Below are 19,483 nucleotides of genomic sequence, written 5' to 3'. Positions count from 1 at the left end.
GGGACGGGGCGAGGTCATCCAGCTGGCCGAAAGTTGCACGACAACAAGTACGCAGGGTGGGCCGCCCGGCCGGTTTCACCCGGCCACGGCCGCGCCTATACGGTCGGCATGTCCGGCATGAGTCGGCACGGCACCTCCATGGTGACCATCGTGGGACCGCCGGGCGGGCTGGCGACCGTGAGCACTCCGTCGAAAGCGCTCAGTCGCCGTTCGATACCGGCCAGACCGGAGCCCTGCCCGATGCTCGCGCCGCCCTGGCCGTTGTCGCCGACGCTGATGCGCAGCATGCCGTCCCGGTGCTGAATGCCGACCGCCACCTGCTGGGCCTGTGAGTGCTTCGCCGCGTTGGTCAGCGCCTCGCTGACCGCGAAGTACGCTGCCGACTGGACCGGCTCGTCGAGCCGGCCCGGCACATCGATGTCGACCTTGACCGTCATCGGCATGCGCAGCGCCAGCGCCCGTACCGCATCGCCGAGTCCGCGCTCGGCCAGCACCGGCGGGTGAATGCCCCGCACCAGGTCCCGCAGCTCCGTGAGCGCCTCGGCGGAGGTCTCCCGGGCGTGCGCCAGCAGCACCTTCGCGTGCTGGGGGTCCTTGTCCACCAGCGCCTCGATCGCCGCGAAGCTCATCCCCATGGCGACCAGCCGGGCCTGCGCGCCGTCATGCAGGTCCCGCTCGATACGGCGCAGCTCGGCGGCGGAGACGTCCAGGGCCTCGTGCCGGGATTCCGTGAGCTGATCGATCCGCTCGTTCAGCGCCACCTCACGGGGCGGCGCCAGCAGATAGCGGCTGAGCAGGAAGTGGACGTGCAGCAGCCGCGGGTTGAGGCCGCTGCACACAGCGAGCAGACCGACACCGACCAGCGCGGCGAGCAGGGCGGTGCCCCAGCCCTCGACGGGTATGAAGGTGTACCAGTTCTCGCCGTCGCCGTCGGCCAGCGGCTGCCACAGGCCGCAGAGCAGGAGGACGCCGTGGAGGCCGTAGACGGTCAGCGCGGCGGGCAGCACGGCGGTGAGGAACCCGGCGGCCGTGTCGAGCACCAGCCAGCGCAGGTCGCGCCAGGTCGCCGGGTCCTTCACCAGCAGACTGCAGCGCTCCATGACCCCGACGATGCCGGTGCGCATGTCGGAGGGGAACGGGCGGTACGACTCGGGGACGCGTATGCCGCCCCATGCGGCGGCGAGCCGTCGGCGCGTATTGGCGTGTGAGCGCACCGCCTTGAGCACGAGCGGGGTGGTGAAGGCGCCGATGCCGATGGGGATCAGGGCAATGGACACAACCGACAGCACGAACAGCACGACGCCGCCCACCAATGCGGCGAGGGCCAGTGCCAGTCCCTGCACGGCCGTGAGCAAGGCGCCCAGAACCCGTTGCTTGTTCACCCGTTCTTCCTCCTCCACCCGGACCGACTCCTTGAGCGTGTCCCCAGTTTCGACGGTCGGGCGGTTCTTGGCACTGGTGCAGAGGCCCGGATAGGGGGTGTAGCTGGCATCACCCCGGGTGGGGTGCCTCCGCCACCCAGCCCGAAGGCAAGCAGCGCCGCAGCCGTACCGGGGATCACCGGACATGCGTGAACGGCGACACGGTACTTTCAGGGTCGTACTGGTCGTCGGCGGTCCCGCGGGCGGCCCCGCCGTTACTACGCTGGAGTCGCTGTGCGCGTTGTCGTCGCCGAGGATCTCTTCCTGCTGCGCGATGGTCTGGTACGGATGCTGGAGGCGTACGACTTTGAAGTCGTCGCAGCTGTGGAGACCGGGCCCGAACTCACGCGCGCTTTCAAAGAAGTGGACATGGACATCGCGGTGGTCGACGTCAGACTTCCGCCGTCCCAGACGGACGAGGGGCTGCAATGCGCCCTCGCCGCCCGCCGCGAGCGGCCCGGCCTGCCGGTGCTCGTCCTCTCGCAGCATGTGGAGCACCTGTACGCCCGTGAGCTGATGGCCGACGGCAGCGGAGGGATCGGGTACCTCCTCAAGGACCGCGTCTTCAAGGTGGACCAGTTCATCGATGCGGTACGAAGGGTCGCGGCCGGTAGCGTGGCGATGGACCCAGAGGTCATCTCTCAGCTGATGTCGATGCGTTCGCCCGAGAGCCCGGTGCAGGGCCTCTCGCCGCGCGAGCTGGAGGTACTGGAACTGATGGCCGGCGGCCGCTCCAACGCCGCCATCGCCGCCCAACTCTTCATCACGGAGCGCTCGGTAGCCAAGCACACATCGAACATCTTCGGAAAACTGGGCCTGCCCCCGTCGGACGACGACAACCGCCGCGTGCTCGCGGTCCTGAAGTACCTGGACCGCGAGCGGTGACGCGAGCACGCGACCGGTGATGTCGGCGGCGTTTCCCGTCGGGGGCGGGGGCTATGACGCCTGCCGCGGCGCCTCGAAAGAGGTGAACGCGCTGCGCTTGGGCAGGCGGTAGGCGTCGCGGCCGGTGATGGCGTTGAGGATGGTGGCGTTGCGGATCGCGCCGATGTCGAGGTTGGGGGCGGAGACGCCGTGACTGTGGATCTCGGCGTTGGCGACGAAGACCCGGCCGCTCACGCCATCGGCGAGCTCGACGGAGTGGTCGATGCGGACCACGGGCCGGCCCTTGGCGTCGCGCCGCAGCAGGTCCTCGATCGGGGCCAGGAACTCCGGCGGGCGGTTGCGGTAGCCGGTGGCCGCGACGACGAGGTCGGTGGTGTGCTCGAAGACCTGGTCCGAGTCGCGGTGACGGCAGGTCAGCACCGCCTGTCCGGTTGCCGCGTCGACGGTCGCACTCTCGACGGTGATGCCGAAGCGCAACTCCGCCTCGGCCAGGCCGTGTTCCAGCTGGCGCCGGTAGAGCAGCTCATGGATCTCTTCGAGGGTGTCGGTGGAGATGCCCTTGTAGAACTGCCACTGCTCGCTGATCAGCTTGTCCCGTACGTCCTGCGGCAGTGAGTGGAAGTACTGCATGTACGCCGGGGTCGTCATCTCCAGGACCATCTTGGTGTAGTCCAGCGGCGCGAAGGAGTGGGTACGGGTCAGCCAGCTGACCGCCGGGCCGCCTTCGAGGTTGCGGGACAGCAGGTCGACGGTGACCTCGGCGCCGGACTGGCCGGAGCCGACCACGGTGACTTTTCGCGCGCCCGCCACGTCGGAGGACCGGTACAGGTACTCGGAGGTGTGCAGGAGTTTGTCCTCGGGGAGGCCGGCTAGGGCGTCGGGTACGTATGGTGCGGTGCCTATGCCGATGACGAGGTTGGCCGCGCGCATTCGCAGCCGGGTGCCGTCGCCGCGTACGGCCTCCACCGTGAAGCGCTCGGCGGCCTCGTCCCAGTGGACCTGCTCCACGCGGTGCGAGAACCGTACGGACGGCAGTTTCGCCGCGGCCCAGCGCAAGTAGTCCTCGTACTCCCGGCGCGAGGGGAAGAAGTTCTCGCGGACGGTGAAGGTGTAGAGCCGGTCCATGTCGTGCAGGTAGCTGAGGAACGACAGGGGGTGGTGGGGCGCGACCAGCGTCACCAGGTCGGCGAGGAAGTTCACCTGCATCGAGGCGTCGCCGAACATCATGCCTCGGTGCCACCTGAGTTCCGGCTGCTCCTCCAGTACGACGAGGTCGAGGCCGTCGACGGTCGAGGCGAGCGCGGCCAGGCCCAGGTTGAAGGGGCCGCAGCCGATGGCCAGGACATCGTGCTCGCTGGTGACGCCTTCGGCGCCCAGAGGATTCTCAACGGTCATCGGAGCATGTCCTCCTCGCCGCGCGGATGGACGACCAGGGCGGCGGTCTTGTCGGGGAAGGTGATCTCTCCGGCGGGGCGGAATCCCGCGGCGTGGAACGCCTTGAGCGAGGGCTCGTTGCGAATGTCGGGCTCGGCGACAACACGCGGGCACGCGGGGTCGGCGGCGAGCAGGCCCTCGGCGAGGGCGCGCAGCGCCCGGCGGCCCAGTCCCTTGCCGGTACGGGTGACATCGCCGATGGCGATATGGACGCCCAGGTCGTGCGGCCCGTACGGGTAGTGCTCGGCGAGCCGGTCGCGCTGTACGCGGTAGATCTCCACGAATGCCAGCGGGCTGCCTTCGTGGCTGATCAGGGCGGGCAGCGAGTGGTCGCCGGCGAGCTGCCCGGCGATCTCCTCGGCCCACCTCTCATGGGGCCATGCCTGGTGCCAGAACGCCTCGACATGCGGCTGCTGCATCCAGCTGTGTACGAGGTCCAGGTCCGCGCCCTCGGTCTGCGGGATCCGCGCGGACCACGGGCCGTCGAGCACGGGGAGCGGCGGTCCGGCGACGGTGGCTCTCTGTTGCATCGCGGTCTCCTCTGCCGATGTCATCAGCGGGCGTCGCGCAGGGGGTTGGGGGCGTCGAGGTAGACCGACTGCGCGTCCAGCGGGGCGACGACCTCGTCGATCCCGTGCAGCCGGGTGAGCAGGTTGCCCTTGCAGGGCAGGGTGTCGGCGTCCAGCCAGCGGCGGGCCAGCCGGTCGCCGTCCGGGCCGGCCTGGGCGAGACCCGGCAGCGCCGCGCGCAGCCGGTCGGCGAGGACGGCGAGCAGGTCCCGCTCGTCGGCCAGGCCGTCGACGGCGAGGCAGCCGATGACCGACAGCGCCTGGTTGCGCAGCAGGTAGTAGCAGAGCCGGTCGTCGACGATGGCGTCCTCGACGACGGCTAGGGTGGACTGGTCGGCGCCGCTGAGCTTCAGCAGGCCCGGCAGGTGCGAAGTCGCCAGGTAGTAGCCCTGGTTGTCGCGGAAAGTGGCGCCGGTGACCCGGCCCTGAGCGTCCAGCCGGACCAGGGTGTTCTGCTGGTGGGCCTCCAGGCCGATCCCGGTCGCTGCGTACAGGTGCAGCATCGGTACCAGGACGTGGTCGGTGTAGTCGGCCATCCAGCGTTCGGCGGCGCCGACGCCCTGCGCGGCGATCAGTTCGCCGAGGAGGCTGCGGCCGATCCCGGGCCGCGGGGCGACCAGACCGACCAGGCAGCGCAACTCCGCGATGCTGTCCGGGACTTCGCGTACGGCGACGTCGAGGCCGGTGAGTTCCGGTCCGTCGGGCCGGCCGGGCTCGTCCACGGCCAGCCACGCCGGGTCGCGTGTGATCTTGAAGCCGGGGTGGGCCCGGAACGTGGCGTCCGCGTAGCCCGCGTCCAGCAGCCGGTTGATCTCCAGGCCGCGGCGCAGCTCCGTACGGGTGGATTCGCGCCGGGAGTTGGTCAGTCGCAGGCCGAGCGAGAGCTTCAGCATCACGTCGGCATCGGGGGCGTAGAGCGTACGGACACTGGACGTGGCCCACCATTCGGGGCCGCGCTCGCCGAGCGGTTCCAAGGCTCCCGAGGCGATCAGCTCGGCGACCCGGGGGCGGTGCGGCACGTCCCGGGCCTGCCACGGGTGGGCGGGCACCAGCACCCGGCCGTCGGACAGCCGCTCACCGGCCAGATCGGCCAGCAGCGCGACGGTGTCCCGGCCGGCCAGGGAGGGGGCTCCGGCGACGGCGTCGTGCGAGACGACCGATTCGTCGGCGGCGAACCAGTGGAGTCGGAACTTGCCGCGCAGCTCGGGGGAGAAGGCCGCGGAGTCGTGGTCGGAGATGCCGTCCCGGCTCTTGGGCGCGGGGTGGTGCAGATGGCCCAGGAGCAGTGCTTGCTCGGCGTCCAGGAAGCCGTCCACCTCGGCGGGCGGCTCCGGGTGCGTACGGCGGTCGGCGATGAAAGAGGCCACCCGGCGGACGGACTCCGCGGTGCGTTCCACCAGGTCGGCGACCTCCCCGGCGGGTACGCCGCCGGGGAGGCTGCCGCCACTCACCGCGGCCTCGGTGGACAGCAGCGCGATCGCGGTGACCGGGTCGGCGGTGGTGCCGAGCGCACCGCCGGGGCCTTCCAGCAGGACCGGGCCGAAGCGGTGCCAGCCGGTGGGGGAGTAGTGCGTCACCTCGGTGACCAGGGTCAGGCCCGCGGTCGGCAGTGTGACCCGCAGCGGGCCGGCGCCGAACTCGGTATGGGTCTCGCGCAGCCAGCAGCGCAACAGCGCTTCGAGGTGGGCGTGCTCGGCGGCGCCGCGGGCGTCCAGGGTGTGCAGCGGGTCGTCCGCGGGGCTGAACTGCCCTGCAGTACCAGGCGGGTTGGATGGTGTGCGCGCGGCCGATACGTCGGTGAGGGTCATGCCGCGTCCTCCTCAATGAGACTGGCGCAGTCGCGGCCTGCTTCGAGGACGGTGTCAATGAGACCGTCGATGTCCTCGGGCGTCGCCGTTGGGTTGAGCAGGGTGAACTTCAGGCATACGCGCTCGGGGGACGCGGGCCCGTCCAGACGTACCTCTGTGCGGCCGATCAGTGCGCTGCCGGTTTCCAGGAGGTGGCGGCGCAGCGCGCCGTTGAGTGCGTCGGCGGCGCCCGGGTCGGTGGTGCGGTAGCGGAACACCACCGTCGTCAGCTCGGCCGGGGAGACCAGCTCCAGTTCGGCCTCGCGACGGATCCGCTGCTCGGCGTGGCGGGCGAGGTCGTGACAGACGTCGATCATGCGACCCATGCCGGTACGGCCCTGCGCGACGAGGGTGGCGACGGCCTTGACCGCGTCGGGCCGCCGGGTGGTCTGCAGGCTGCGGCCGAGCAGACCGTCGTAGCCGGCCTCCGAGTCGTCGGCCGGGTTGAGGTAGGCCACCTTGCGGTCCAGCGCGGTGAACGCGGTGGTGTCGGAGACCAGCAGCACACTGGTGGCGGCCGGCTGCCAGCCGATCTTGTGCAGATCGAGGGTGACGGAATCGGCCAGCTCCAGCCCGGCGAGCTTGGGGCTCAGCCGGTCCGAGAACAGCGCGCCGAAGCCGTAGGCCGCGTCGACATGCATCCAGATTCCGTGCTCGCCGGCGATCTCGGCGAGCTGCGGGAGCGGGTCGATGGAGCCGAAGTCGGTGGTGCCGGCGGTGGCGATCACCGCGAGCGGTGTCCGGTCGGGGCCGAGCCCGTCCAGGGCCGCCTTCAGCGCCTCGGGGCGGATGCGGTGGTGTTCGTCGGTGGGCAGTGGGTGGACCGCGGACTCGCCCAGGCCCAGCGCCGCACACGCCCGGTGTACCGAGAAGTGGGCCAGCTCCGAGCAGAAGACCACCGGGCCAGGCAGGGCGGCGACGCCGTCCTCGCGCGCATTGACGCCGCGTCTCAGGGCGGCGGCGTCCCGGGCGAGGAGCACACCGAGGAGGTTGGACAGCGAGCCGCCGGGGGTGAGGACGCCGTCGGCACGGTCGCCGAACCCGGCCAGGCCGATCAGTACGCGGATGAGCCAGCGCTCGATGGCGATGGCCGACGGGCCCGAGTCGTAGGTGTCCAGCGACGCGTTACTTGCACTGGCCAGGGCGTCCGCGGCGACCGCGACGGCCAGGGACGGGGGCTGCAGGTGGGCTGCGGCCCGGGGGTGGGACAGGTCGATGCCGTGCTCGACCAGGACGGATGCCAGTTTCCGCAGCGCGGCCTGTGAGCCCAGGCCCTCGGCCGGGAGTTCGGCGGGACCCAGCGCTTCGGCCGCGGCGGCGAGCACCTCGGCGGGAGTACCCGCCGGGAGGGGCCCGCTCGGGCGGCGGATGGTCAGGGCGGTGTCGACGGCCTCGGCCAGCGCGGCGGAGACCTCGATGAGGCCCTCGCGCGAGTTGGCGAGCAGGGAGCGGGGGAACGGCGGGACGGCGGTCGGTACGGACGGTGCCTCGGTAAGGGGTATCACTTGGACTCCGCGAGCGGGTTGGGGTGAGTACCGTTCGGATACAGGGCATGGCGCAGCGCGCGGTCGCCGTAACGGGTGACCACGATCCGGTCGCGGTTCAGGCCGTAACGGGGGATCTCGGGGGTGAGCAGGTCGTACTCGGCGAACCGCTCGGACAGCTCGGGGAAGCGCCGCTGGAAGTCCAGGATCGTCTGCCGCACCAGGCGCCAGAACGTCTTCTCCGGTACGCCCAACTGATCGGCGCACAGCGGCGCGAGATAGCGGAAGTGGCCCACGAAGACCTGGTCCACGACGTGCTGGCGGATGATCGAGGGGTGCTTGCGGGGCAGTACGTGATCGTGGCCGTCGGGCTCCGGGCCGCGCTCGGGCACATCGGTGAAGGACACGCACACGTCGTCGACGAAGTCCTTCAGGTACAGCCGGGTCGGGACGTCGTTCTCGTCGTAGCCGATGAGTGTGTTCTGACCGTGCGGGTTGAAGGTGACGCCGTACCGGTAGAGCACATGCATGATCGGCACGAGGAGTGTGTCGAACATCCTGCGCAGCCAGTCCTGGGGATCCAGGCCCGAGGCGCGGACCAGCTCGGCGACGAAGGCGTCGCCCTTGCTGTCGACGTGCAGCAGCGAGGCGAAGGTGCGCACCCGCTCCTCCGGGTCCTTGCGGGCCGAGACGGATTCGCGCCAGATGCAGCCCAGGGTTTCCAGGTGTTGGTACGGAGTGTCCGGCAGCTGGGAGAGGTAGGGGTGCCGGACCGTCACCGAGGCGACCTCGCCGAGGAAGACCGTGCGGCATTCGTCGGTGAGGAACTTGTCCCGTTCGACCAGGCCGCGCAGCCACTGGGTGACGACCGGGGCGCCCATGGTGCAGTGCGGGGGTATGCCGCGCCAGACCAGGGTGTTGAGTATTTTCAACGGCAGTTTGACGTCGTACCGCTCGGGCGTGCCGACATTGGCCATCGTACGGATCGACTGTCCCGGCAGGTACGCGTCCGGGCTCTCGCCGAGCGGGATGATGCGCTGCTGCGCGACGTCGGCGGCGTGCAGCACCTGCACGGCGTGGTCCCACTGCCAGGGGTGCACCAGCATCCAGACGTACGCCTCGGGGTCGACGCCGGCGTCCTGCAGCACCTTGGTGAAGCGCGACCGCGTCGCCTCGTCCAACTCGCGCGCGAGAACCTCGCGTTCGGACAGTTCCGAAGTGCCGCGGAACTCCGCGAGGCCGCGGTGGACGGCCACCCAGAGCAGTTTCAGGGACTGCGCCGACTCGGGGGCGTACTGGCGGACGTCGGTGGCGGAGAAGCCGATCCGGCCCTTGTTGGCGACCAGCAGGTTGTGGCCGGTCATGCGGCATTCCAGTTCGGAGTGGCCGAGCTCGCGCATTTCGGCGACCGTCTCGCCTCCGTGGGTGATGCGGGCGGCGTCGACGGCCAGGGTGGCCGACAGCTCGGTGAAGTACGTCGAGATGGTCGACGGGTCGGTGCCGAGCGTGGAGGCGGATTCGAGGAGGAATCGCTGGGCGTCCCAGGCGGGTTCGGCAACCGAGTTGCCCAGCATGCTGGTTGCGGTGCGGGTGATCGAGTCCGGGGCGACGCGCAGCCAGCCGAACGCTCCGGGTACGGCCCGGAACTCGTACGTCGTACCGCTGTCGAGGTCAATGCGGTAACCGCCGTCCCCGGTCTCGGCCGCCTTCAGCATGTCCTCGAAGACCCATTCGCCGATGGCTTTGGCGAGAAGCTGACGGTTGGCTTCCCGCCAGGCTGCCGGCGTGACATCCGCCAGTTCGGGCACGGGGTGGTGGGCAGGGGAGGGCATCAGGCAGCTCCGAGTGTCTGTCCGGATCCGGGCGCTCGGGCGACGAGGCCCGAGCCAAGGGGGAGATTAGGTTAGGCTTACCTAAACTGCAACCCCTGTTTCGGCCACTCGGGTACCTGGTGACACATCCTCAGTCTTGTCTTAGGTTTGCCTAACCAAACCTTCTTTTTGGGATCCGAATTGAGGTGATCCGCGGTGCCTACCTGCCGCCGCACCGCCCGATGGACATTCGCCCTGGTCAGCGCCGGTGGTGTGGTCATGACCCTGGACGTGACCGTCGTCAACGTCGCCCTCTCCGCCATCGTCCGGGACCTGGAGACCGGCCTGGACCGGGTGCAATGGACCGTGTCGGCGTACTCGTTGACGTTCGGGGCGCTGATCCTCACCGCAGGGGCGCTTTCGGACCGAATAGGCCGCCGGACCGTGTTCGTTGCCGGAATGGCGCTCTTCACGCTCGCTTCGGCCGGATGTGGTCTTGCGCCGGACGCCGGTACGCTCATCGCCGCTCGCGCCGCCCAGGGATTGGGCGGCGCCATGGTTTTCGCGCCAACTCTCGCCCTGATCGCCGCCGCTTACGAAGGCGACCGGCGTCGGCGGGCGATCGCCGCGTTCGCCGCCATTGCCTCCGCCGCCGGTGCGCTGGGGCCGGTGGTGGGCGGAGTCCTCGTCCAGACTCTCGGCTGGCGGTGGATCTTCCTCGTCAATGTGCCGATCGGGGTCCTGGTGGTGGTCGGCGCGCTGGCCAGGATGCCCGAGTCGGCGGCCCCCGAAGTCCGGCGCCGCATCGATCCGTTGGGCGCTGTGCTCGCCGTCGGCGCGCTGCTGGCGCTGCACTATCCGCTGGTCACGGGGCCCGAAGCGGGGTGGGCTTCACCCGAGGTGCTCGCCTCGGCCGTCGTGGGCGTCCTGCTCGCCGTGGCGCTGGTGATCAGTCAGCGCCGTGCCGACGGGCTGATCGACATGCGACTGCTGCGGATCCGCGCCTTCTCCGGTGCCGCGGTACTGGGATTTCTCGCCCGGATGTCCAGTCTGGGCGCACTCGCATTCGTCACGCTGTGGCTGCAGAGCACGCACGCGTACTCGGCGATGGAAGTCGGGCTCCATCTGCTGCCGCTGACGGGCAGTCTGCTCGTCGCAGGCATGTTCACCGCACGGCTGCAGAGGGTCTTCTCGCCCGCCGCACTGGTCGCCGGCGGGTTCGCCATGCAGGGACTGGGCATGCTCGGCCTGGCCGCGGCCGGAGCGGGCGGGGGACAGGTCGCGACGGTAACCGGACTGGTACTGCTCGGCGTTGGGGGAGCCGTCATCTTCCCGCCCCTGATGGGCGTGGCGGTGGGGGCGGTGCCCGCCGACCGTGCCGGCATGGCCTCCGGGCTGACCAACGCCTGCTACCCGCTCGGTACGGCCACGGGCGTCGCGGCCTTCGGTGCCCTGTTCTCCGCCCGCATCGGCTCCGAACTCGGCCCATCCGAACAGCAGTTGCGCTCCGTTGCCGAGACCGGACGGTTCGAAAGCGTCACCCCGGCGCTCCGGCCGCTCGCCCACGCGGCCTTCTCCGGCGGCTTCACCGCCGTCTGCCTGGCCTCCGCCGCCGTCTGCCTGCTCGGCGTACTGATCGCACGCACCCTCAAGGCCACGGTCAGCGGCGCGGCCGGTCGCTCCGCGGCGCCGCCGACCTCCTGGGCTCACACCTCCTGGGTACGGCGCAGCAGCCACACCAAGTAGGGCGCACCGATCAGCGCGGTGACGATGCCCACGGGTATCTCGATCGGGGCCAACAGCCAGCGGCCGAGTCCATCCGCGGCCACGACCAGAACGGCACCGAGCAACGCGGCCATGGGTACCATCCGCGCGGTGTCATTGCCGACGATCCGGCGCGCCAAGTGCGGTGCGACGAGCCCGACGAAGCCCACGGCGCCGACCGCCGCGGCCGTGCCGGAGGCCAGTACGGCACCGGCGCCGAGGACCAGCAGCCGGGCGCGGCCCAGTTCCAGGCCGAGGGCGCGCGGCAACTCGTCGCCCAGGGCGAGCATGTTCACCGGGCGCGCCGCGATCACGAGCAGCACCGCGACCACCATGGGAACGGCAAGCCAGCCGAGCGCGTCATAGCCCCGCGCGTAGGTGCTGCCGGCCAGCCAGGTGAGCGCGGACGAGATGTTCATCTGCGCGCCGACCACCATGATGTTCACCAGCGCCATGGCGGTGGCCGCGGCGCCGAGGCCGACCAGCACCACCCGGGTCGGGTCCAGGCCGGTGCGGCTTCCGTTGCGCGGACCTCTGGCGATCAGGATCACCAGGCCGAGCATCAGTACACCCCCGATGCCCGCGGCGATCGGCAGGGCGGCCAGCGGCGCACTCGGGACGACGAGGATGACCAGTACGGCGGCGATGGACGAACCACCGGTCACGCCGACCAGGCCGGGTTCGGCCAGGGGGTTGCGTACGACCGTCTGCACCGCGGTTCCGGCGACCGCCAGGCAGGCGCCGGCCACGGCGGCCACCAGGATGCGCGGCAGCCGGTAGGACACCACCGCCTCGGTCATCTGCTCGCCCGAACCGGTCAGTGCCGAGCCGAGCTGTCCCCAGCCGATCTGCACGTCGCCGACGCGCAGGCCGAACGCGATCGCGGCGACCAGAGCGAGCAGCCCGATGCCGAACGCGACGGCGTGGACCGGAGCGCGGCGCTCTCCGGCGACCACGACGGCCGCCCCGGTGTCGGCGTCTCCCGTGCTCACCCGGCGGGCGAGCGCCATGAACACCGGCCCGCCGACCAGCGCGGTGACCACGCCGACCGGAATCTCGGCGGGCTGAGTGGCGGACGGCGCCGCAATGAGCTGTGCCGCCGCGTCCGCCGCGAGCACCAGCGCGGCGGACAGCAGGCCCGCCGTCGGGATGAGCAGGGCGTGCTTGCGGATGCCCAGCTGCCGCACGATGACCGGGGCGATCAGCCCGATGAAGCCGATGGGCCCGGCGAGCGAGACCGCCGCGGCGGAGAGCAGCACCGCGACGAGGAAGGCGGCCGGACGGATGCGCTCGACCCGTACGCCCATGGATTCGGCCGTCTCGTCACCGAGCGCCAGCAGATCCAGCGGACGCGCCAGCAGCGGCGCGAGCAGGGCGAGCACGGCGACGACGGCGCCGAGGGTGAGCGGCCGTTCCAGCCCGGACTGCATCAGGGTGCCATTGCCCCAGAAGAACAGGCCGCGCGTCGCCTGCACGTCCAGCATCTGCAGGAACTCGGCGGCCGAGGTGCAGGCCAGGGCGACCGTCGCACCGGCGAGCAGCACCCGCCCGGGCGTCAGCACACCACGGCTGCTGAGCAGATAGACCACGGCGATCGCGAGCAGCCCACCGAGGAACGCCGCGCCGCCGGCGGGGAGCGGGCCCAGGCTCACACCGGTGAACGCCACCAGCACCACGGCGAAGTAGGCACCGGCGTTCACCCCCAGCGTGTCGGGAGCCGCGAGGGGATTGCGGGTCGCCCCTTGGACGAGCACCCCGGAGACACCGAGCGCGATCCCGACGACCAGCCCGGTGACCGTACGCGGCAACCGGGCACCGAGCAGCACGTCCTCGGCACGGGGATCGCCGTGTCCCATAAGGACGTTCATGATGTCGGCGATGCCTACCCCGGACGCGCCGAGCCCGAGGTGGACCACGCCGACCAGGCACAGTACGAGCGGCAGGGCGCCGCCCACGAGCAGAACCCGTGGGCGGCGCCCGAGCACAGGAGCAGCGACGGTCATCAGACCTTCAGGGCCTTGGCGGTCTCGTCGAGGACCTGGACCGCGGACAGCGGGCCGCCGAACAGCCAGGTGCCGGGGTCGAGCGCGAGCGCCTTGTCCTTCTTGACGAAGTCCAGACCCTTCCACACCGCGTTGTCGGCGAGTTCATCCTTGAACGGGTTGTCCTTCTCGGCAGCCACGTACAGGAAGTTCGAGTCCTTCTCGACCTTGGTCAGGCCCTCGACGCCGACCGTGGTCATGCCCCACGCGTCGGACTTGCCCTTCCAGCCGTTCTTCAGACCGGCCAGGTTCAGCACCTGGCAGGCGAACGCGTCATCGGTGAGCATCCGGATCGAGGCGGAGCCATTGGCGGTGAAGCCCTGCGCGAGCGCGTACTTCAGATTGCTCTTGTCCGCCTTCTCCAGCCGGCCCTTGAGGTCGGCCGCCTTGGCATCCATCCGCTTGTTGACCTCGGCGGCCTTGTCCTCCTTGCCCACCGCCTTCGCCAGCTCGGTGAAGTTCTTCTTCATCGTCTGCATCTGCGGCTTGGTGGTGTACTTGAACGACAGCACCGGGGCAATGTCGTTCAGCGGCTTGAGGTTCGCCTTCGAGCGGTCGTCGTCGACCACGATGAGGTCCGGCTGCAGAGCCTTGATCTTCTCCAGGCTCGGCTCGTTACGGTCGCCGACGTCGGTGACCTTCTTCGGCAGCTCCGCACCATCGGCGGTGATCCACGTGCCGTAGCCCTTGTTGTCGGCGTTGCCCACCGGAGTGACACCAAGAGCGACCAGCTCCTCGGTGTAGGTCCACTCCAGTACGACGACCTTCTTCGCCGGCTTGTCCAGGGAGACCTTCCCCCGCGCGGTGTCGACCGAGATCTTGCCGCTTTCGGCCTTGTCTCCCCCCGCCTTGTCCGTGCTCTCCCCGACCGTGCCGGACCCACAGGCCGCGGTCAGCATGAGGGCCACGGCTGTGCCGCCCGTTGCAAGGGCGCGCAGCAATCTCTGCATGGTGAAACTTCTCCTTCGTCCGGGGGATGCGAATGCGCGGAGTGCGCCAAGGAGTGGGGGGTTGGGTTCGATGTTCAGAACGCGGCGGCTCGAGAACGGGTGTTTCAGGACGCGGCGGCGGACTCGGGCCGCCGGGGGAAACAGGCGAGATAGCCGGTCGCCGGATCGCGTACGACGTTGACCTGCAGGCCGAAGGCGCTGTCGATGACGTCCGGGGTCACCACGTCCTCCGGCGGCCCGGCCGCCGCGACCCCGCCGTCGGCGACAACGATGACCTCGTCGCCGTACGCCGCCGCCTGCATCAGATCGTGCAGCACCACGCCGCACGCGATGTCGTGCTCACGGGCCAGCCGCCGGACCACATCGAGCACTTCGAACTGGTGCCGCATGTCGAGATAGGTGGTGGGCTCGTCCAGCAGCAGGACACCCGCCCGCTGTGCCAGCACCATGGCCAGCCAGGCCCGCTGGCGCTCACCGCCCGACAGCTCGTCGAGTCGGCGCTCGACCAGCGGCGCGGCATCGGTCACCGTAAGCGCCCAGTCGATCGCCTCGGTGTCCTCGGCGGTGTGCCGGGCCAGCGCACCACGATGGGCGTACCGGCCGTGCCGCACCAGCTCACGGACCGTCACCCCCGCTGGTGCCAGGGACGATTGAGGAAGAAAGGCCAACTTCTGGGACAGCTCGCGGCGGCCGAACGACGACAGCGTTGCGCCGTCGATGCGTACTTCGCCGCCGATCGGCTGCAGCAGCCCCGCCGCCGTACGCAGCAGCGTGGACTTGCCGCAGCCATTGGGTCCGACCAGCACAGTGATCGCACCCGCCCGCAGCGACAGATCCACCTGCCGCAGTACGGGGCGGCCCGCATGACCGACGTCGAGACCTTCCGCCATCAGGCGAACGTCGCCTATGGACACCGAGTACCTCCCAACGGTCGGGTCGACGGCGACACTCTAACCATTTAGGTAAGGCAAACCTAAGCTCGATGCCCCTGATTGGGTCGGATCGTAATCAGGACGAGATGTCTGCGCGGCTTCGTACCCTTGGCGGGCTCTGCCAAACCGTCCGCGCGCGGGCGCAGTTGAGCGTACGGGGGCGGTGGCGTCGGCGGCCTGCGCAGGACCGCGGCGCTCTGGGATCAGCGCGCGGGGTCATTTTTGCCATCCGTCTCGTCCCTCTTGTCCCTTTCGCCTCTCTCATCCGTGTCATCCGTAACGACGCGGACGAGTCTGTAGTGCGCCGTGCGAAGGGATGGCTGTTTGCCTCGACGACGCGCGCGAGCGTTGAGTCCCGCCTGCTTCGCCTCCTTGAACTGTTCGGCGAATTCCGCGTCCCGCGCCTTGCGCTGGTAGACGGTCGTCGGGCTGACGCCCGCCCGGGTGGCGGCGCGCGCCATCGTCTCTCCCTCACGCAGCGCCGCGAGCAGCGTCTCCACGCGGGCGGGAGTCATCCGGGTCCCCGGCCGGATCGCATAGTCGTCGGCCATGGCTCGTACGGCATCGAGTGCGGCCCTGAATTGCTCGTCCCGCGCGCGCCAGCCGGCCACCGACGAGATGGGTACTCCTGCGACGCGTGCGGCATCGGCGAGCGTCATACCTGTTGCTACGCCGCGCAGTACGTCGGCGCGCTGTTGGATCACCTGCTCGCCCGGGGCGAACGGGTCGCGTCCCGCGAGGGCGACGGCGAGGTCGCCGTCCGTGGTGGCTGCCGCATGGAGTGCGTCGAGAGGAATGTCGGCCCGGGTGGCCGCCTCGTCCGGCGTATGTCCGGCTCTCAGGTGCTCGACCAGCTGCGCCCGTGTCTGCGCGGGCAGGGTCGATCCGGTTTCGCTGACGTCCAAGGGGGGTCCCCGCTTTCCCGATGGTGGCCGACAGTTGCCGCGTCGAGGCGTCGTTCGACGCGCGGTCTCTGCTGGGTCGGACGCGTCAGCGGGAGCTGATCGCGCAGCTGGAATCAAGACCTTGCGACGGGCTGGTCGTCGACCGGAATCTTCGTTAAGTTAGGCAAGGCTTACCTTATAGGCTGGGTGGAAGGGGTGTCACTGGTTTGCGCGCAACGGATCCGACAGCCGCGGGGTCTTCGACCATGACCACGGACGGGTAAAGCTGCGACCTGTTCGGCGTCAACCACCTTCATACAGGAGGGCGGTTGAGAATCACTTACGCGTAACGCCCGGCCGGGTGCCCAGGGCGAGTACCGCGGCCAGCGCGGAGGCCGCGGCGAGCAGACCGAAGAGATTCGGGTAGCCGCCGAGCGGGGTGGCCAGTGCTGTTGCGGTGAAGGGGGCGAGAGCGCCGGCGATGGTGATGGGGGCGGCCAGGAGGGCGGAGCGGTGGCCGTAGTGGGTGGCGCCCCAGCGGTCGGTGACGGCGGTGGCCTGGAGGAGGGTGAGGTTGCCACGCACCATGCCCGCGGTGACGGCGAGGACGATGAGCAGGGGCACGGGGCCGGGGGCGAGGGCGAGCGCGGCGGTGGTGGCCGCGCCGGCGGCGATGAGGGCTGCCGTACGCGTCGTGACACCGGTGCGGCGGGCGAGCGCGGCGTACAGGGTGCGGCCCAGCGTCTGCCCGGCGCCACCGAGGCCGAGTGCCCAAGCCGCTGTCGTCGGCGAGGCACCGCGCTCGATCAGCAGCGGGACGAGTGTGATCACCACCGCGTACATCGCGAAGCCGTTGAGGGTGAGCGCGGTGGCCAGCAGCAGGAAGGGGCGACTGCGAGTCACCGGCCCACGGTCCGCGGCCTGTTGGGCCGGTGGGGGAGGGGCGGGCGGCCATGGAGCGCGTAGCGCGAGCGCGTGCGCGGGGACGGTGACGACCGCGAGGATCACCGCGAGGACGGCATACGTGCTGCGCCAGGAGAGGTGCGCGGCGAGGACGGCCGTCAGCGGTGCGAAGGCAGTGGAGGCGAGGCCACCGGCCAGTGTGACGGCGGTGAGCGCGCGCACCCGGTCCGCTCCCCACCAACGGGTCAGCGCGGCGAAGGCGGGCTGGTAGAAGGTGGCGGCCATGGCCACTCCGGCGAGCAGCCAACTGGCCGCGAACGACGCGAAGTTGGGGGCGTACGCGATGCCGAGCACGGCGGCGACGCCGACCAGGGAGCCGGTGGTCATCACAGCACGCGGGCCGCGGCGGTCCAGTATGCGACCGACGGGGATGCCGGCGAGCGCGGAGACGAGGAGCGCGGCGGAGAAGGCGGCGGTCGTGGCTGCGGGGGACCAGCCGGTGTCGGCGGTGATGCGGGTGTTCAGTACGGGAAAGGCGTAGTAGACGATTCCCCAGCTGGTGATCTGCGTGGCGCACAGGGCGGGCAGTACGGCCCGGGGCCGCGACCGGCGGTCGGTACCGGTCGCGGCCTGGCGGGCGAAGAGGCCGGTCACTGCCGTCAGCAGCCGCCGGGGGTGCCGATGCCGATCTGGAGCGTGGTCGGGGCCGCGCAGCAACCCCCGCCGCTCTCCTCGGCGCTTTCGGGCTCGTCGAAGAGGCCCGCGCCACCGCAGACGCCGGTCTCCGGCAACGTCAACTCGACGCGCTCCGCCGCCTCCTGGTCCCCGGCGAGGGCGGCGGCGATGGAGCGGACCTGTTCGTACCCGGTCATGGCCAGGAACGTCGGTGAGCGGCCGTAGCTCTTCATACCGACAAGGTAGACGCCCTGCTCCGGGTGGGAGAGCTCCTTCACGCCGTGCGGGTAGACGGTGCCGCAGGAGTGCACGTTGGGGTCGATCAGCGGGGCCAGTTCGACCGGGGCCTGCAGACGCTCATCGAGGCCGAGGCGCAGCTCGCCGAGGAAGGTGAGGTCGGGGCGGAGCCCGGTCAGGACGATGACCTCGTCGACCGGGTCGAGGCGGCGACCGTCCTCGGCGACCAGAACAACCCGCTCGCCTTCGGTCTCGACGGCTGCGGTACGGAAGCCGGTAACGGCGCTGGCGTGACCGGCCTCGACGGCGGCCTTGGCACGCAGCCCGAGCGCGCCACGCGCGGGGAGCTGATCGGCCTCGCCGCCGCCGAAGGTACTGCCGCTGAGGGCCCGGCGCAGGATCCAGGTGGCATGGGTTCCCGGTGCGTCCTCGGCCTCGGCGAGGTCCGCGAGGGCGGCGAGGGCCGTGAAGGCGGAGGCGCCGGTACCGACGACGGCGGTGCGCTTGCCCGCGTAACGGGCCCGTACGGCCGGGTCCTTGAGGTCGGGAACACGGTACGAGATCCGGTCGGCGGCCACCTTCTCCCCGAGGGCGGGAAGTCCGTCGCCACCGAGCGGATTGGGCGTGGACCAGGTGCCGGAGGCATCGACGACGGCCCGGGCGAGAATCCGCTCTTCCCGTCCATCGGCTCCCTCGATGTGAACGGTGAAGGGCTGCTCCTCGCGTCCCGCATCGACGACGCGGTCGCGCCCGGCCCGGGAAACGCCGGTGACGCGCGCACCGAAGCGGACGGTGTCGCCCAGAACGTCGGCGAGCGGCTGGAGGTACTTCTCGACCCAGTCGCCGCCGGTGGGGTACGTCGTGCCGTCCGGGCGGACCCATCCCGTCGGGGCGAGCAGCTTCTCGGCGGCGGGGTCGACGACCTCGACCCAGGGGGAGAACAGCCGCACGTGCGACCACTCCCGCACGGCGCTGCCCGCGCTGCCGCCGGCCTCCAGGACCAGCGGCTCCAAGCCGCGCTCGATGAGGTGGGCAGCGGCGGCCAGACCGATCGGGCCGGCTCCAATGACCACGACAGGCAGCCGGTCGGCGGCGGCCGCCTCGATGATCGGCTCAGTCACAGCGAACCCCTTTGCTTCGACACCCTTCAATCTCTCCCACTGCCAGCATGGCACCTGTATCGATAGGCGTCAACATAGACAGACGTCGAATTCATCGTTCTGGTTCGATATGTGTCAACATAGGTACATGTCGAATACGAAGGTGCTGCCGTGCTGCCCGCCGCTGACCGAGCGGCCGCTGACCGCCGAGGAGGCCGAGCGGACCGCGAGGATGTTCAAGGCGCTCGGTGACCCGGTGCGGCTGCGGCTCTTCTCGCTGGTCGCCTCGCACGAGGGCGGCGAGGCGTGCGTGTGCGACATCTCCGACGTCGGCGTCTCGCAGCCGACCGTCTCCCACCACCTCAAGAAGCTCAAGGAAGCGGGCCTGCTCACCTCGGAGCGGCGCGGCACGTGGGTGTACTACAGCGTCGAGCCGTCCGTGGTGGCCGCGATGGGCCAGATGCTCAGAACGTTCGGCTGAGCGTCCCCGCGTAGGGAGTAAAGGCGTCCCATGCGGGGTGTGTCGGCGGATGCGAGTGCGCATC

15 protein-coding genes are annotated in these 19,483 nt (G+C 70.5%); 3 read left to right on the top strand and 12 right to left on the bottom strand.

Annotation, left to right across the window (positions count from 1 at the left end):
• Window positions 1-95: 95 nt before the first annotated feature.
• Window positions 96-1,382, bottom strand: coding sequence for a sensor histidine kinase (locus AB0I82_RS05975; protein ID WP_363255840.1), 1,287 nt, complete (start codon window positions 1,380-1,382; stop codon window positions 96-98).
• Between the two features lie 273 nt (window positions 1,383-1,655).
• Here AB0I82_RS05975 and AB0I82_RS05970 point away from each other — a divergent pair, with 273 nt between their 5' ends.
• The gene (locus tag AB0I82_RS05970) at window positions 1,656-2,306 is read left to right on the top strand and encodes a response regulator transcription factor (RefSeq protein ID WP_363255839.1); all 651 of its coding nucleotides are present in this window, start codon (window positions 1,656-1,658) and stop codon (window positions 2,304-2,306) included.
• Between the two features lie 51 nt (window positions 2,307-2,357).
• Here the strand turns inward: AB0I82_RS05970 and AB0I82_RS05965 are convergent, their stop codons facing one another.
• Genes AB0I82_RS05965 through AB0I82_RS05945 form a run of 5 tightly spaced genes read right to left on the bottom strand, consistent with a single transcriptional unit; the run spans window position 2,358 to window position 9,472 of the window.
• Window positions 2,358-3,701, bottom strand: a complete 1,344-nt coding sequence (locus AB0I82_RS05965) for a SidA/IucD/PvdA family monooxygenase (protein ID WP_363255838.1) — start codon at window positions 3,699-3,701, stop codon at window positions 2,358-2,360.
• Window positions 3,698-4,270: a GNAT family N-acetyltransferase gene (locus AB0I82_RS05960; protein ID WP_363255837.1), complete on the bottom strand. Its 573-nt coding sequence runs from the start codon at window positions 4,268-4,270 to the stop codon at window positions 3,698-3,700. The genes AB0I82_RS05965 and AB0I82_RS05960 overlap by 4 nt, the downstream gene beginning before the upstream one ends.
• Before the next feature lie 23 nt (window positions 4,271-4,293).
• The gene (locus tag AB0I82_RS05955; RefSeq protein ID WP_363255836.1) at window positions 4,294-6,117 is read right to left on the bottom strand and encodes an IucA/IucC family protein; all 1,824 of its coding nucleotides are present in this window, start codon (window positions 6,115-6,117) and stop codon (window positions 4,294-4,296) included.
• A complete protein-coding gene (locus tag AB0I82_RS05950; protein ID WP_363255835.1) occupies window positions 6,114-7,661 on the bottom strand; it encodes a pyridoxal-dependent decarboxylase in 1,548 nt (515 codons plus the stop codon). Before AB0I82_RS05950 ends, AB0I82_RS05955 begins: the two co-directional genes overlap by 4 nt.
• Entirely contained in the window at window positions 7,658-9,472 is a 1,815-nt protein-coding gene (locus AB0I82_RS05945) for an IucA/IucC family siderophore biosynthesis protein (RefSeq protein WP_363255834.1), read from the bottom strand. The genes AB0I82_RS05950 and AB0I82_RS05945 overlap by 4 nt, the downstream gene beginning before the upstream one ends.
• 195 nt (window positions 9,473-9,667) lie before the next feature.
• Between AB0I82_RS05945 and AB0I82_RS05940 the strand changes: the two genes are divergently transcribed.
• Window positions 9,668-11,197: an MFS transporter gene (locus tag AB0I82_RS05940; protein WP_363255833.1), complete on the top strand. Its 1,530-nt coding sequence runs from the start codon at window positions 9,668-9,670 to the stop codon at window positions 11,195-11,197.
• On the opposite strand, the gene AB0I82_RS05935 is transcribed toward AB0I82_RS05940, so the two are convergent.
• The 6 genes from AB0I82_RS05935 to AB0I82_RS05910 form a co-directional block, all read right to left on the bottom strand.
• The gene (locus AB0I82_RS05935) at window positions 11,158-13,218 is read right to left on the bottom strand and encodes an iron ABC transporter permease (RefSeq protein ID WP_363255832.1); all 2,061 of its coding nucleotides are present in this window, start codon (window positions 13,216-13,218) and stop codon (window positions 11,158-11,160) included. The two genes, AB0I82_RS05940 and AB0I82_RS05935, sit on opposite strands and share 40 nt — an antisense overlap.
• The gene (locus AB0I82_RS05930; protein WP_363255831.1) at window positions 13,218-14,207 is read right to left on the bottom strand and encodes an iron-siderophore ABC transporter substrate-binding protein; all 990 of its coding nucleotides are present in this window, start codon (window positions 14,205-14,207) and stop codon (window positions 13,218-13,220) included. Before AB0I82_RS05930 ends, AB0I82_RS05935 begins: the two co-directional genes overlap by 1 nt.
• 104 nt (window positions 14,208-14,311) lie before the next feature.
• On the bottom strand, window positions 14,312-15,097 hold the full coding sequence (locus AB0I82_RS05925) for an ABC transporter ATP-binding protein (protein ID WP_363255830.1): 786 nt from the start codon (window positions 15,095-15,097) through the stop codon (window positions 14,312-14,314).
• Between the two features lie 245 nt (window positions 15,098-15,342).
• A complete protein-coding gene (locus AB0I82_RS05920; RefSeq protein WP_363255829.1) occupies window positions 15,343-16,044 on the bottom strand; it encodes a hypothetical protein in 702 nt (233 codons plus the stop codon).
• 315 nt (window positions 16,045-16,359) lie between these two features.
• Window positions 16,360-17,580 (bottom strand): MFS transporter, encoded by a 1,221-nt coding sequence (locus AB0I82_RS05915; protein ID WP_363255828.1) that lies wholly within the window; start codon window positions 17,578-17,580, stop codon window positions 16,360-16,362.
• A 5-nt stretch (window positions 17,581-17,585) separates the two neighbouring features.
• Window positions 17,586-18,959, bottom strand: coding sequence for an NAD(P)-binding domain-containing protein (locus tag AB0I82_RS05910; protein WP_363255827.1), 1,374 nt, complete (start codon window positions 18,957-18,959; stop codon window positions 17,586-17,588).
• Between the two features lie 127 nt (window positions 18,960-19,086).
• On the opposite strand from AB0I82_RS05910, the gene AB0I82_RS05905 reads away from it, so the two are divergent.
• Window positions 19,087-19,419, top strand: coding sequence for a metalloregulator ArsR/SmtB family transcription factor (locus AB0I82_RS05905; RefSeq protein WP_363255826.1), 333 nt, complete (start codon window positions 19,087-19,089; stop codon window positions 19,417-19,419).
• Window positions 19,420-19,483: the final 64 nt, after the last annotated feature.

Origin of the sequence: Streptomyces sp. NPDC050315, assembly GCF_040655775.1 — a bacterium.
Classification (GTDB): Bacteria; Actinomycetota; Actinomycetes; order Streptomycetales; family Streptomycetaceae; genus Streptomyces.
The sequence above is the reverse complement of the archived record's forward strand: the minus strand, read 5'-3'. Positions and strand labels throughout refer to the sequence as shown.

What these genes read in the sequence shown, in the direction of transcription:
- AB0I82_RS05965 (WP_363255838.1), bottom strand. Translation starts at nt 3,701, where the DNA reads ATGACCGTTGAGAATCCTCTGGGCGCCGAAGGCGTCACCAGCGAGCAC.
- AB0I82_RS05960 (WP_363255837.1), bottom strand. Translation starts at nt 4,270, where the DNA reads ATGCAACAGAGAGCCACCGTCGCCGGACCGCCGCTCCCCGTGCTCGAC.
- AB0I82_RS05955 (WP_363255836.1), bottom strand. Translation starts at nt 6,117, where the DNA reads ATGACCCTCACCGACGTATCGGCCGCGCGCACACCATCCAACCCGCCT.
- AB0I82_RS05945 (WP_363255834.1), bottom strand. Translation starts at nt 9,472, where the DNA reads ATGCCCTCCCCTGCCCACCACCCCGTGCCCGAACTGGCGGATGTCACG.
- AB0I82_RS05935 (WP_363255832.1), bottom strand. Translation starts at nt 13,218, where the DNA reads ATGACCGTCGCTGCTCCTGTGCTCGGGCGCCGCCCACGGGTTCTGCTC.
- AB0I82_RS05930 (WP_363255831.1), bottom strand. Translation starts at nt 14,207, where the DNA reads ATGCAGAGATTGCTGCGCGCCCTTGCAACGGGCGGCACAGCCGTGGCC.
- AB0I82_RS05925 (WP_363255830.1), bottom strand. Translation starts at nt 15,097, where the DNA reads ATGGCGGAAGGTCTCGACGTCGGTCATGCGGGCCGCCCCGTACTGCGG.
- AB0I82_RS05905 (WP_363255826.1), top strand. Translation starts at nt 19,087, where the DNA reads ATGTCGAATACGAAGGTGCTGCCGTGCTGCCCGCCGCTGACCGAGCGG.